The organism is Streptomyces sp. CLV115 (assembly GCF_038448545.1).
GTDB classification, from domain to species: domain Bacteria; phylum Actinomycetota; class Actinomycetes; order Streptomycetales; family Streptomycetaceae; genus Streptomyces; species Streptomyces sanglieri.
The window spans coordinates 148629-162403 of sequence record NZ_JBCEWQ010000001.1; the positions used below are offsets into that span (position 1 = coordinate 148629).

The following is a 13775-nucleotide window of genomic DNA, read 5'->3' on the forward strand; positions in this document are numbered from 1 at the left end:
CATCGGCATCGGCACGGAAAGAGCGGAATCATCATGGGCGAGCTGATCCTGATCCGGCACGGCGAGACGGAGTGGTCGCGGTCCGGGCAGCACACGAGCTACACCGATCTGCCCCTGACCGCCTTCGGGGAACGGCAGGCCCGGGCCCTGGCGCCGCTGCTCGCCGACCGGCGGGTCGCGCTCACCCTCGTCTCTCCCGCCGTACGCGCCCGGCGCACCGCCGAGCTCGCCGGGCTCGCCGCGCCCCGCATCACACCCGAACTGCGCGAATGGGACTACGGCGGCTACGAAGGGGTGACCACCGACGAGATCCGCCGTACCCGTCCCGACTGGAACCTCTGGACCGACGGCGTCGCTCCCGGCCCCGAGGCGCACCCCGGCGAGACCCCCGCGGAGATCGGGGCGCGCGCCGACCGGGTGCTGGCCGAAGCCGCCGAGGCGGCGAGCCGGGACACGGACGAGGACATCGCGCTCGTCGCCCACTCCCACTTCCTGCGTGTGCTCACCGCTCGCTATCTCGGTCTGACCCCGGCCGAGGGGACGCTGTTCCAGCTCGCCACGGGCGCCGTCTCCCGGCTCGGCACCGAGCACGGGAATCCGGTCATCACGGCGTGGAACGTGACACTGCCGGAGAGCCTGTTCCCCCGGGCAGTGCCGGAGAGTCCGGAGCGGGACTGACCAGGACTGAGCGGGACCGAGCGGGAACCGCGCCGGCCCGCACGCACCGGCGGCCGGTAACCCGCCTCGGGGTACCGGCCGCCGGCCGCGGTGAAGGGGCGTCGGATCAGGAGAACAACTCCAGCTCCGCGAGCGTGCCTTCACCGGCGAACACCAGGCGGTAGTGCGCGTACGAGCCCGGCTCGCGCACCGAGAACACCCGTGTCTGCCTGTCCCAGGCGAACGACTCGGCCGAGCGCTTGTCGAGGTCCTTCCACGTCGTGCCGTCCGACGAGCCCTGGAGGACCCAGCCGGACGGGGCCGCGGCCGCCTTGTCCGACGTCAGTGTGTACCGGACCGCGTCCGTGGCGGAGGAGACCGGCAGGTCCACCGAGGCGACCTTCGCCGAGGTGGCCGACGTGTCGTCGAACAGGGCGCCGTCGCCCTTCAGCACGTCCGTCCGCGGCGACGCCACCTTGTCGTCCGTGGTGATCGAGGCCGGCGCCGCGTCCTTGCCGGTGCCCCACGACGACGGCTTCGGGCCCATGTCGAAGTCCAGCACACCGCCCTTGGCCAGCAGGTCGTGCGGCAGTGCGGTGGAGGTCCACTTCTTGCCGTTGACCCGCAGACCCTGCACATAGATGTTCCGCGCGCTGTTTTTCGGTGCCCTGACGACCAGGTCGCGGCCGTTCTCCAGGTGGACGGTGGTCTTCCTGAAGAGCGGGGAGCCGATCGCGTACTCGCCGCTGCCCATGACCAGCGGGTAGAAGCCGAGCGAGGAGAAGAGGAACCAGGCCGACTGCTCGCCGTTGTCCTCGTCGCCGTGGTAGCCCTGCCCGATGTCGCTGCCCGTGTAGAGCCGGCCCAGGACCTCGCGGACCTTCTCCTGCGTCTTCCACGGCTGCGAGGCCGCGTCGTACATGTAGGTGACGTGGTGCGCGACCTGGTTGCTGTGGCCGTACTGGCCCATCCGCACGTCCCGCGCCTCGGTCATCTCGTGGATGACACCGCCGTACGAGCCGACGAACTCGGGGCCCGCCGTCTCGGGAGTCGAGAAGTACGTGTCGAGCTTCTCGGCCAGGCCGGCGCGGCCGCCGTACAGGTTCGCCAGGCCCCGGCTGTCCTGCGGGGCGGTGAAGGCGTAGCCCCAGCCGTTGGTCTCCGTGTAGTCGTAGCCCCAGACCCGGGGGTCGTACCGGTCCGAGGGGAGCCGCCAGCCGCCCCCGGCGTCCCTGCCCTGGAAGAAACCGGCCTTGTCGTCGAAGAGCCGGACGTAGTTGCGGGCGCGGTCGAGGAAGTACTCGGACTCCTCCTTGTAGCGCTGCTTCTTCGTCTTCCTGTAGAGAGCCTCGCCCATCCGCGCGATGCCGTAGTCGTTGAGGTAGCCCTCCAGCGACCAGGACAGGCCCTCATGGGTGTCGGTGTTCGCGTAACCGGTGAACGGTGACGTCACCATGCCCTTGCGGCCGACGCCGGAGGACGGCGGGACCACCGTGGCGTTCTTCAGCGCCGCGTCGTACGCCGCCTTTGCGTCGAACCTCACGCCCTTGACGTAGGCGTCCGCGAACGCGACGTCCGAGGAGGTGCCGGTCATCAGGTCGGAGTAGCCGGGGGAGGACCAGCGGGAGATCCAGCCCCCGTCCTTGTACTGCTGGACGAAGCCGTCCACCATCTCGCCGGCCCTGCCCGGGGTGAGCAGGGAGTACGCGGGCCACGTGGTGCGGTAGGTGTCCCAGAAGCCGTTGTTGACGTACACCTTGCCGTCGACGATCTTCGCCCCGGTGTGCGTCGGGGTGTCGGAGCCGACCTGCGGGGAGAAGGGGCTCGCGTACTTGTCCTTGCCGCCGACCTTCTCGAAGCCCGAGTTCGGGTACAGGTACAGCCGGTACAGGCTGGAGTAGAGGGTGGTCAGCTGATCGGCCGTGGCACCCTCGACCTCCACCTTGCCCAGGATGTCGTCCCAGGCCCGCTGCGCCTGGTCCTCGACCCGGCCGAAGGAGCGCGAGGCGGGGATCTCGGCGGCGAGGTTCTGCTTGGCCTGGTCGACGCCGATGAGCGAGGTCGCCAGGCGCAGCCCGACCGTGCGGTCCTTGCCCGCGTCGAAGCGGAGGTAGCCGGTGACATCGTCGCCCCCGCCGCCGGACAGCTTGCCGCTCGCGGTGACCGGCGCGTCGAAGACGCCGTACACGAAGAGCCGGGTGGCGCCGGTCGAGCCGCCGCTCTTCACGTCGGAGAAACCGGTGAAGGAGCTGGTGGCCGGGTCGAGGGTGAGTCCGCCGTCGTTGGAGACGTTGTCGAAGACGATGCTCGCGTCGTCACCGGGGTAGGTGAACCGCATCCGGGCCGCATGGTCCGACGGCGTCATCTCGGCCTTGAGACCGTTGTCGAATGTCACACCGTAGTAGTGCGGCCTGGCGGTCTCGTTCTCGTGGTGGAACGGCAGCGCGCGCGCCTTGCGGGAGGCGTCCGGGGTGCCGCCGGCCGCCGAGGGCATCAGCTGGAAGGTCTGCCGGTCGCCCATCCAGGGGCTCGGTTCGTGGCTGGCGCTGAACGCCTGGAGGGTGGGCAGGTTGTCGTCGTTGTTGCCCCGCGCGTAGTCGTACAGCCAGCTCGTCGAGCCGGCGTTGGTGACCGGCGTCCAGAAGTTGAAGCCGTTGGGGACCGCGGTGGCGGGGAAGTTGTTGCCCCGGGAGAAGGCGCCGCTGGAGTTGGTGCCGCGGACCGTCGACGCGTAGTCGGACAGATGCGCCCGGCGCTTCTCGGCGGGCTTCGGGGCGATCTCGATGTCGTCGATCCAGCCCTGGAACTTCGCCGTGCCCTTGGGGGAGTCGTACGCCACCAGGATCCGGTCGACGGTCCTGCCCGCCGCGACCGTGCCGATCGTCGACTCGACCTTGTTCCACTGGTTGACGTACAGCCGCTTGGCGTCGGCCTGGCCCTGCGGGGTGAGCAGCCCGCCGTTGCTGTCGGTGGCCCGCAGATCGCTCAGATACGTGCCGTCCGTGAACGCCAGGTCCACCGAGACATGGGTCGCCGGGTAGGAGAGGTCGGTCTCGCCCATCTGGGGATAGACCAGGTACGACAGTGAGGTGTCACGGGTGACAGCCGTGTTCACGTCGAAGACCTTGTTGTACGAGTACGCCCGGCCGTCCGCCTTGTGCGTACCGGCGTACCGCAGGGCCCGCTTTCCGGTGAAGCCCGCGCCTGCCTTGGCGGTGGGGGAGCCGGAGGGGCCGCGGTCGACCTGGCTGCGCATCTCGTCCGGGGCCGGGGTGGAGGTGTCGCCGTCGGAGAACTGGACGTCGGCGAGCTGGGTGGCGTCCGAGGCGCCGTTGTTCTTCGCGATCTGAAGACGGAAGTGCTGGTATGCGGTGTCAGAGGTGAAATCGTACGACTTCGTCTGGAACCGCTCGGTGAACGTCTGGCCGGTCCGGGAGTCGAGGTCCTGCCAGTCCTTGCCGTCGGCGGAGCCCTGGAGGGTCCAGTCCTTCGGGTCGCGTTCGGCGTGGTCATTGGCCGAAGTCAGAGCGTATGTCACGACCTTGACCGGTTCGTCCAGGTCGAATTCGACCCAGCCGGTGGGTTCGAAGGCCAGCCACTTGGTGCCGGATTCCCCGTCGATCAGGTTTTCCTTGACCTCTCCGCCGCCGGTGTTCTCGCCACTGGCGCGGACATCTGTCACCTTGTCGGTCACATTGCCCGGTATTCCTGTGGAGAAGCCGCCATCGACACCCGATGACCGCTTCTTTCCGTCCGGACCCTCTTCTACGGTGTTGCGCCAGTCCGGCTGCTTTTCGTCCGCTTCGAACGACGAGCTGAATGTCCGGTCTCCCGAAGGTGGCCGGCCCTTTTCGTGTGTGCCGGCCGACTGCGCGGCGGCGACGGAGGGGGCGGTCACGACCAGAACGAGTGAAGCCGCGATCAGCGCGGCCGTACGGCTTTGTCTCGTGCGAGAACCATGTCGGGGCTGCATGCCGAGCCATTCCTCCCGAGGAGTGCATCCGGACAACGTTGTCAGAGAGATGCGCAAGGTCCAGTAGGGAGCCAAGTGCCGCGATGTGTCAAGGGTGTTGGGTGGGAAGCGCAAGCCGAATCGACCGGAATGCGGAAATCGTTACACCCGGGCCAAGAGCGTGCGGGGGCCATGTATCCGCGAGGTCTCAACTCGGGAAAGACTGCTGCTCAAACTCGCATTCGATCTTGCTCAGTCGACCGGAAGTGGACTATACCTGTCGGCGTCCGCACAGCTTTTCCGGCGACGCGGACAAGGGGGACCCGGGGGAAGGGCCGAGGACAGCACGACGGGTGCGTCCGATGCCCGGTCTCCCCAATCCCCCCACTGCACATGGCTAGCCTGAAATCAGCACCACCCAAGCGCAACTGACCGCGGTGGCGGGGCCCTTCGCCTGAGGCGAATTTCTACGGGCGACCGGTACACACCGCCTGAGTCCTGGAGAAGGCGAGGACTTGAGCATGGGATCCACCTCCGCCCACAAGAATGAGGGCCTTGGCCGTCGCGATGTGATCAAGCGATCGGCCGCACTCGGCCTGATCAGCGTTCCGGCGATGGGCTTCCTGTCGGCGTGCGCCAGCGGCGACAGCAGCAGCGACAAGAAGGTCGACAAGGGCAAGGTCACCAAGGCCAACCCGCTCGGCGTGAACGAGACGGCCCCGCTCGAGGTGGTCATCTTCGACGGCGGCTTCGGCCAGCAGTACGCGATCGACGCGGAGAAGAAGTACAGCGCGGCGTTCCCGAAGGCCCCGAAGGTCAAGCACGTCGCGACCCAGAAGATCCAGTCGCAGCTGCAGCCCCGCTTCAACGGCGGCACCCCGCCGGACCTGATCGACAACTCCGGCGCCGAGCAGATGGACATGGGTGTCCTGGTCGGCAAGAAGCAGCTGCTCGACCTGACGCCGCTGATGGACGCCCCGTCCATCGACGACCCGAGCAAGAAGGTCCGCGACACGCTGCGCCCCGGTGTCCTGGAGATGGGTCAGTTCGACGGCGACCCGGTCTGGATCATGTACTACGCGTACACCGTGTACGGCGTCTGGTACTCGCAGACCGCGCTGGAGAAGCTCGACGCGGAGTACCCGGAGGACTGGGACGCCATGCTCGCGCTCTGCGCGAAGGCGAAGAAGCAGGGCATCGCGGGCTGGACGTACGCCGGTAAGTACCCGTACTACCTGCCGTTCTCGCTCTACCCGTTCATCGGCAAGATCGGTGGCCGGGAGGTTCTCGACAAGATCGACAACCTGGAGCCGAACGCCTGGAAGGACCCCGCGGTCAAGGCGGCCTTCGAGGCGTACTACGAGCTGTACAAGAAGGGGTACATCCTCAAGGGCACCCCCGGTCTGACCCACATCCAGTCGCAGACCGAGTGGACCAAGGGCAAGGCGCTCTTCCTCCCGAACGGTTCGTGGGTGGAGAACGAGGCCGCGCCCACCACGCCCAAGGACTTCAAGATGATGGTCGCGGCGCCGTCCAGCCTGGACTCGTCCGACAAGATGCCGTTCGGCACCATCTGGGCCTCCGGCGGCGAGCCCTTCATCGTCCCGGCCAACGCGAAGAACCCGCAGGGCGGCATGGAGCAGCTGCGCATCATGCTCTCCGAGGAGTCCTCGAAGAACTTCACCAAGCAGGTCAAGTCGCTCAGCGCGTTCAACGGCGGCACCGACGGTCTGACCCTGTCGACCGCCATGCAGTCCGGCGTCGACTCGCTGAAGAAGGCCGGCGACAACGTGGTGAACCCGCGTCTGCAGGACTGGTACGTGAAGCTCCAGAAGGAGCAGATCGGTGTCGCCGGTATCGGCGAGATGATGGCCGGCCGCGCGACCCCGGCGGAAGCCATCAAGAAGATCCAGGCCTTCGCGGACGCGGCGGCCAAGGACCAGTCCATCAAGCACTACAAGCACCAGTGAGCAACCGTCACCAGCGGCGGCACCCGCAGAAAGATCGGGGTCGGTAAACGATGCAGCACGGCAAGTACCGTTTCATCGTGGGATTCCTGGTAGTCCCACTCGCGTTGTACGCGGTCTTCGTCATCTGGCCGTTCATCCAGTCCATCTACTACTCGTTCACGGACTGGACCGGCCTGAGCCCGGACTTCAAGATGGTCGGGTTCGACAACTACACGAGGATGCTGAAGGACGACATCTTCTGGAAGTCGTTGCAGCACAGCGTGTTGCTCGTGCTGCTGCTGCCGCTGGTGACGCTGGGTCTGGCGCTCTTCTTCGCCTTCATGCTCAATGTCGGGGGCCGGCGGCGCAAGAACGCCGCGGTCTCCGGCGTGCGCGGCTCAAGTTTCTACAAGATCGCCTATTTCTTCCCGCAGGTGCTCTCGATCGTCATCGTGGCCCTGCTCTTCCAGTTCGCATTCAACCCCACGAGCGGGATGCTGAATTCGACACTGAAGGCGATCGGACTGGGTTCCATCCAGCCGGACTGGCTGGGCGACCCGTCTCTCGCGCTGGTCTGCGTCATGTCGGTGCTGATCTGGTCGACGGTCGGATTCTTCGTCGTTCTGTTCTCGGCCGGAATGGCTTCCATCCCGAAGGACTTCTACGAGGCGGCGCTGCTCGACGGCGCCAACCGCTTCACCACGTTCTTCAAGATCACCCTTCCGCTGCTCTGGGACACGGTGCAGTCGGGCTGGGTCTACATGGGAATTCTGGCCCTCGGCGTCGAGGCGTTCACCGCCGTGCAGGTCATGACCGTGGGCCCCGGTGGCCCCGACTACTCGACCACCGTCCTGCCGCTGTACGTGTACCAGACGGCCTTCCGCGACGGGCAGGCCGGCTACGCGACGACGATCGGTGTCGGACTGCTCATCGTCACCATGGCCTTCGCCGCCATCGTGATGCGACTGGGCCGGCGTGATCGGCTGGAGTTCTGATGCTGCGATTCCCGGGAGACGGTTCCCGGACCCCCAGCAGGCACCACAGGTCGGCCTCCGTGTCCGGCTCGACAGTACGAGGTGAGTACACGTGAAGACGACTGACACTCCCCCCGCGGCCCCGGCCGCGGACCCGGCTCCGGTGGCCAAGGCGCCCGCACCCGCCGCCAAGGAGAAGAGCAGTGAGGGCCAGGTCCTCAACGTCTTCTCGCACGGTGTGCTGATCATCTGGGCGATCCTGGTCGTCCTGCCGCTGCTCTGGGCGGTGATGGCGTCGTTCAAGACGGACGACTCGATCCTGTCGACGCCGTGGGCGCTGCCCGACAAGCTGCACTTCGAGAACTGGTCGCGTGCCTGGAGCCAGGCGCACATGAGCGACTACTTCTTCAACACCATCGTGGTGGTGGGCTGTTCGCTCGTCGGCACCCTGCTGCTCGGCTCGATGGCGGCGTATGTACTGGCGCGGTTCGACTTCCCCGGCAACCGCTTCATCTACTTCCTGTTCATCGGCGGGATGAGCTTCCCGATCATCCTGGCGCTGGTCCCGCTGTTCTTCGTCATGAACAACATGGCCCTGCTGAACACGCGGCACGGACTGATCATGGTCTACATCGCGTACTCGCTGCCGTTCACCGTCTTCTTCCTCACCTCGTTCTTCCGTACCCTGCCGAGCTCGGTGGCGGAGGCGGCGATGCTCGACGGTGCCTCGCACACCCGGACGTTCTTCCAGGTGATGCTGCCGATGGCGAAGCCCGGCCTGATCAGCGTCGGTATCTTCAACTTCCTCGGTCAGTGGAACCAGTACATGCTGCCGACGGTGCTCAACACCGAACCGAAATACCGGGTGCTCTCCCAGGGGCTGGTCGAACTGGCCACCAGCCAGGGGTACAAGGGCGACTGGTCCGGGCTCTTCGCCGGTCTGGTGATGGCGATGCTGCCGGTCCTCGCGGCCTACATCATCTTCCAGCGCCAGGTCGTCGCCGGCCTCACCGCGGGCGCGGTGAAGTAGCCGCCCGGCACCACCCCGCCCCCGTACCCACGAACCGCCCGTCGGCCACGCGCCGGCGGGCGGTTCGCGCGTCCGCGGGGCCGTCCCGCGGTGCTCATCGGAGGCTTCGCTTGCTCAAGGTCTTGACGGGGGGTGCCGCAAAACGCTCAGCTTAGAGTTCACATGTTAGAGAAAACGGTAGGAGTGAGAGAGTCGATGGAGACTCCGGGGTCGCAGACATCTCTGCATCGCGCCAACCTTGAGCGGGTCGTGCGTGCGGTACGCATGGCCGGTTCGCTCACCCAGGCGGAGATCGCACGGAGCACCGGCCTGTCAGCGGCCACCGTCTCCAACATCGTTCGTGAACTGAAGGACGGGGGCACGGTCGAGGTGACCCCCACCTCGGCGGGCGGCCGCCGGGCCCGCAGCGTCTCGCTCAGCGGTGACGCGGGCATCGTGATCGGCGTCGACTTCGGCCATACGCACCTGCGGGTGGCGGTCGGCAACCTGGCCCACCAGGTGCTGGCCGAGGAGGCCGAGCCGCTGGACGTCGACGCCTCGTCCGCGCAGGGGTTCGGGCGGGCGGAGCAGCTGGTCAGGAGGCTGATCGAGACCACCGGGATCAGCGCGGACAAGGTGATCGGGGTGGGCCTCGGTGTACCCGGCCCGATCGACGTGGAGTCCGGCACGCTGGGCTCCACGTCGATCCTGCCGGGCTGGACGGGGATCAACCCCAGCAAGGAGCTGGCGGGCCGGCTCGGCGTGCCGGTGTACGTCGACAACGACGCCAACCTCGGGGCGCTCGGCGAGCTGGTGTGGGGGAGCGGCCGGGGCGTCAAGGACCTCGCGTACATCAAGGTGGCCAGCGGGGTCGGCGCCGGTCTGGTGATCGACGGGCGCATCTACCGGGGTCCGGGCGGCACGGCCGGCGAGATCGGGCACATCACGCTCGACGAGTCGGGCCCGGTCTGCCGCTGCGGCAACCGCGGCTGCCTGGAGACCTTCACGGCCGCCCGGTACGTCCTGCCGCTGCTCCAGCCCAGCCACGGCCCCGACCTCACCATGGAACGCGTGGTCCAGCTGGCCCGCGAGGGCGATCCGGGCTGCCGCCGGGTGATCGGCGACGTCGGGCGGCACATCGGCAGCGGAGTGGCCAACCTCTGCAATCTGCTCAACCCCAGCCGGGTGGTGCTCGGCGGATCGCTCGCCGAGGCGGGCGAGTTGGTGCTCGGGCCGATCCGCGACTCGGTCTCCCGCTACGCCATTCCGAGCGCCGCCCGGCAGCTCTCGGTGCTGCCCGGCGCACTGGGCGGTCGGGCCGAAGTGCTGGGCGCACTGGCCCTGGTGCTCAGCGAGATGGGTGATTCAACCCTTTTGGAGAGCACCCTGCCGAAAGCCACTCCTGCCTTCACTTAGATAACGAATGGCACCGTTGTCATCTCGTTAAGGATTTACTCCTTGACGCTGACGTTGCAGCCGAGTTGACTGCCAGCCACCTCGGCCGCAACGTTGCGGCCTCGTCAGGGAGGCAACCCGTAATGAACGCAACGACGCGACGCATCGTCATAGGCACGGCCGCACTCTCCATGGCCGTCTCCCTCGCGGCGTGTGGCAAGGCCGGTGACGACAAGGACTCCGGCAGCGGCGGCGACGGCAAGACGATCGGCCTGCTCCTGCCGGAGAACAAGACCACGCGTTACGAGACGTTCGACCGCCCCATCATGGAGGCGAAGATCGAGGCGCTGTGCTCCGACTGCAAGGTCAAGTACAACAACGCCGCGCAGGACAGCGAGACCCAGAAGAAGCAGTTCGACGCGCTCGTCACGCAGGGTGTGAAGGTCATCATCCTGGACACCGTCGACTACAAGGCCGCGAAGTCCTGGGTCCAGCAGGCCGCGAAGAAGGACGTCAAGGTCGTCGCGTACGACCGTCTCGCCGAGGGCCCGATCTCCGCCTATGTCTCGTACGACAACGAGAAGATCGGCCAGCTCCAGGGCGAGGCGCTGGTCAAGGCGATGGGCGCCAAGGCCAAGGACAGCAACGTTGTCATGATCAACGGCTCGCCGACCGACCCGAACGCCCCCTTCTTCAAGAAGGGCGCGCACAGCGTCCTCGACAAGCAGGTCAAGAAGGTCGTCTATGAGCAGGACATCCCGGACTGGTCGGCGGACGAGGCCAACAAGAAGATGGGAGCGGCCATCGACTCCCTGGGCAAGAACGGCTTCCAGGGCGTCTACTCCGCCAACGACGGCATGGCCGGCGGCATCATCACGGCCCTGAAGAAGCAGGGCGTGAAGATCCCGGTCGGCGGTCAGGACTCCGAGCTCGCCGGTCTGCAGCGCATCCTCGCGGGAGAGCAGGCCTTCTCGATCTACAAGCAGATCAAGCCGGAGGCCGAGACCACCGCCGAGATCGCCGTCCGGCTGCTCAAGGGGAAGAAGATCGACGACCTGGCCCCGGTCAAGGTCGACAGCCTCTCGGGCGAGTTCAAGGGCACCCCGTCGAAGCTGTACGACGCCTCGGTCGTGACCAAGGAGAACATCGCCTCCACGATCGTGGCCGACAAGGTCTACAAGGTCGAGGAGATCTGCACCGCCCAGTACAAGGCGGCCTGTGACGCCGCCGGCATCAAGTAAGCCGCCGCCGGCAAGCGTCACCCCCGGTCCGGTCCGGCACCCGCCCCGTCCAATGCCCCGCAAGCAGGGGCGGGCGCCGGACTTCTCCCCGATCGCGGACCTCCTGCCGTCCCGGGCCGCTCACAGGCCCCGGGGCGCCCGGTGGTCCCGACCCCATGCCGGTTCCGGACCGATCACCGGCCCCGGACTTCCCACCGGCTCCGGTTCTCGGTGCGCCCTCGTCCCCCGGCGACGGCGCTCACCAGGACAGCCCCCCGGAGACCTCCCGGCCACCCCGGTGGTCCGGCGACCGGCACTGCCCCTGTGCTCAGCAGCACCATCCCCGCCGGTCAGGCGGCGAAGGAGATGATTCACGTGTCCGCTACGCCCGTGCTGGCGTTGCGCGGAATCTCCAAGCGGTTCGGCGCCGTCCAGGCGCTCACCGATGTGGACCTGGAGATTCGCTCCGGCGAAGTGGTCGCCCTGGTCGGCGACAACGGCGCCGGCAAGTCGACCCTCGTCAAGACCATTTCGGGTGTCCACCCGATCGACGAAGGCGCCATCGAGTGGGAGGGCGCACCGGTCCGCATCAACCGGCCGAACGACGCCCAGGAGCTCGGAGTCGCCACCGTCTACCAGGACTTGGCGCTCTGCGACAACCTCGATGTGGTCGCCAACCTCTTCCTCGGCAGCGAACTGCGCAAGGCCTCCGTCCTCGACGAGATCGGGATGGAGAAGCGCGCCAAGGAACTGCTCGACACGCTGTCCATCCGGATACCCAGCGTCCGCATCCCGGTCGCCTCGCTCTCCGGCGGTCAGCGCCAGGTCGTGGCCATCGCCCGCGCCCTGATCGGTGACCCCAAGGTCGTCATCCTCGACGAGCCGACCGCCGCACTCGGCGTCGAGCAGACCGCCCAGGTCCTCGACCTCGTCGAGCGGCTGCGCGAGCGCGGCCACGGCGTCATCCTCATCAGTCACAACATGGCCGACGTGCGCGCCGTCGCCGACCGGGTGGCGGTGCTGCGGCTGGGCCGCAACAACGGGGTCTTCGACGTGGCGACCACGTCCCACGAGGAGATCATCTCCGCGATCACCGGTGCCACCGACAATGCCGTCACGCGCCGCCAGGCACGCACAGCCACGAAGGAGGACGCGAAGTGAGCGACCTCGCCAAGACCCCCAAAACCCCCACCGAGAAGCCCGCCGCCGAGGAGTCCGCCGCGGCGGCACCGCAGGCCGAGCCGTCGGCGGCCCCCGCCCCCGCGGTCGACCCGCGCCTGCTCGTCCGCGAGGAGGGCTTCAAGGGCTACTGGTCCGAGTTCACCCGCAAGGTGCGCGGCGGCGAGCTCGGCTCGCTGCCGGTCCTGGTCGGCCTGATCGTCATCGCGGTCGTCTTCCAGTTCCAGAACAGCAACTTCCTCTCCGCCAGCTCCATCGCCAACGTCGCCGTCTACAGCTCCGGCCTCGGCATCATGGCGGTCGGCATCGTCTTCGTGCTGCTGCTCGGTGAGATCGACCTGTCCGTCGGCTCGGTCGCGGGTGTCGGTGCGGCCGTCTGGGCCGTGCTCAGCGTCAACCACGGCTGGAACGACTGGTCGGCGGTGCTCGTCGCGGTGCTCTCCGGCATGGTGCTCGGCGCGCTGCACGGCTTCTTCTTCGCCAAGATCGGTGTGCCGGCCTTCGTCGTCACCCTGGCCGGTTTCCTCGGCTGGAGCGGGCTGCAGGAGTGGATGATGGGCGGTGAGGGCTCCATCAACACCCCGTCCGGCAGCATCGTCGAGAACCTCACCAACTACTTCTTCGAGGACAAGGCCGTCGCCTACGGTGTCGCCCTGGTCGCCGTCCTCGCCTACGCCGCCTCGCTCCTGATGGACAGCCGGCGCCGCGGGGCCGCGGGCCTGCCCGCCCGCCCCACCACCGAGGTCCTGCTCCGCACGGGCATCGTCGCGGTCCTCTGCTTCGCCGTCGCGTACGTCCTGAACGAGCCCTCCGGCGCCCGCGGCCTGCCGCTGGCCCTGGTGATCTTCCTCGCCGTGCTCATCGTCGCGGACTTCGTGGCCCGCCGGACCACCTTCGGCCGCCAGGTCTTCGCGGTCGGTGGCAACCCGGAGGCGGCACGCCGCGCCGGTATCGACGTCGACCGGATCCGGATCATCGTCTTCGCGCTCTCCGGAATGCTGGGCGCCTTCGGCGGCCTGTTCATCGCCAGCCTCTCCGGCGGTGCCACCAAGAGCGTCGGCGGCGGCAACACCCTGATGCTGGTCATCGCGGCCGCCGTCATCGGCGGCACCAGCCTCTTCGGCGGCCGGGGCAAGGTCTGGTCGGCGCTGCTCGGCATGATCGTGATCCAGTCGATCCAGCAGGGCCTGAACATGATCGGGATGGCCAACGCCATCCAGTACATGATCACCGGCGCGGTGCTGCTGGCCGCCGTGGTCATCGACTCGGTCTCCCGCCGCACGCAGAAGACCGCGGGCCGCGCGTAGCAAGCCCCGCGCGAAACCCCGTACATCACACTGCAATATCACACCTGCACGGTCCAGTGCCCGGCGCCCCCGACGCGGTGCCGGGCACCGGCCGGTGCGGAGCACGGGGTGTGACAGCACTCTCCCCGTACTG

General features: G+C 67.7%; 9 protein-coding genes. 8 read left to right on the forward strand and 1 reads right to left on the reverse strand.

The features are described 5' to 3' along the window. The first annotated feature begins 33 nt into the window (after positions 1-33). Positions 34-678 carry a histidine phosphatase family protein gene (locus AADR41_RS00565; RefSeq protein ID WP_342279347.1) on the forward strand — a complete coding sequence of 215 codons (645 nt, stop codon included), beginning with the start codon at positions 34-36 and terminating at the stop codon, positions 676-678. 106 nt (positions 679-784) lie between these two features. Here AADR41_RS00565 and AADR41_RS00570 read toward each other — a convergent pair whose 3' ends face one another. After that, entirely contained in the window at positions 785-4630 is a 3846-nt protein-coding gene (locus AADR41_RS00570) for a GH92 family glycosyl hydrolase (RefSeq protein ID WP_342279348.1), read from the reverse strand. Positions 4631-5130: 500 nt separating this feature from the next. Between AADR41_RS00570 and ngcE the strand changes: the two genes are divergently transcribed. The 7 genes from ngcE to AADR41_RS00605 all read left to right on the forward strand — a co-directional run bounded on the left by ngcE (position 5131) and on the right by AADR41_RS00605 (position 13642). Continuing rightward, the gene (gene ngcE, locus AADR41_RS00575; protein ID WP_342279349.1) at positions 5131-6579 is read left to right on the forward strand and encodes an N-acetylglucosamine/diacetylchitobiose ABC transporter substrate-binding protein; all 1449 of its coding nucleotides are present in this window, start codon (positions 5131-5133) and stop codon (positions 6577-6579) included. A 50-nt stretch (positions 6580-6629) separates the two neighbouring features. Further along, complete coding sequence (locus AADR41_RS00580) at positions 6630-7553, forward strand: carbohydrate ABC transporter permease (protein ID WP_342279350.1); 924 nt, start codon at positions 6630-6632, stop codon at positions 7551-7553. 91 nt (positions 7554-7644) lie between these two features. After that, positions 7645-8562, forward strand: a complete 918-nt coding sequence (locus tag AADR41_RS00585) for a carbohydrate ABC transporter permease (protein WP_446750965.1) — start codon at positions 7645-7647, stop codon at positions 8560-8562. A gap of 195 nt (positions 8563-8757) precedes the next feature. Next, positions 8758-9957, forward strand: coding sequence for an ROK family transcriptional regulator (locus AADR41_RS00590; protein WP_342279351.1), 1200 nt, complete (start codon positions 8758-8760; stop codon positions 9955-9957). 122 nt (positions 9958-10079) lie between these two features. Then, entirely contained in the window at positions 10080-11177 is a 1098-nt protein-coding gene (locus AADR41_RS00595; protein WP_342279352.1) for a substrate-binding domain-containing protein, read from the forward strand. Between the two features lie 345 nt (positions 11178-11522). Continuing rightward, the gene (locus AADR41_RS00600; protein ID WP_342279375.1) at positions 11523-12317 is read left to right on the forward strand and encodes an ATP-binding cassette domain-containing protein; all 795 of its coding nucleotides are present in this window, start codon (positions 11523-11525) and stop codon (positions 12315-12317) included. Continuing rightward, a complete protein-coding gene (locus tag AADR41_RS00605; protein WP_342279353.1) occupies positions 12314-13642 on the forward strand; it encodes a sugar ABC transporter permease in 1329 nt (442 codons plus the stop codon). The genes AADR41_RS00600 and AADR41_RS00605 overlap by 4 nt, the downstream gene beginning before the upstream one ends. Positions 13643-13775 lie beyond the last annotated feature (133 nt).

Coding starts and splice junctions, on each gene's coding strand:
- AADR41_RS00565 (WP_342279347.1), top strand. CDS start 34: ATGGGCGAGCTGATCCTGATCCGGCACGGCGAGACGGAGTGGTCGCGG.
- AADR41_RS00570 (WP_342279348.1), bottom strand. CDS start 4,630: ATGCAGCCCCGACATGGTTCTCGCACGAGACAAAGCCGTACGGCCGCG.
- ngcE (WP_342279349.1), top strand. CDS start 5,131: ATGGGATCCACCTCCGCCCACAAGAATGAGGGCCTTGGCCGTCGCGAT.
- AADR41_RS00580 (WP_342279350.1), top strand. CDS start 6,630: ATGCAGCACGGCAAGTACCGTTTCATCGTGGGATTCCTGGTAGTCCCA.
- AADR41_RS00590 (WP_342279351.1), top strand. CDS start 8,758: ATGGAGACTCCGGGGTCGCAGACATCTCTGCATCGCGCCAACCTTGAG.
- AADR41_RS00595 (WP_342279352.1), top strand. CDS start 10,080: ATGAACGCAACGACGCGACGCATCGTCATAGGCACGGCCGCACTCTCC.
- AADR41_RS00600 (WP_342279375.1), top strand. CDS start 11,523: ATGATTCACGTGTCCGCTACGCCCGTGCTGGCGTTGCGCGGAATCTCC.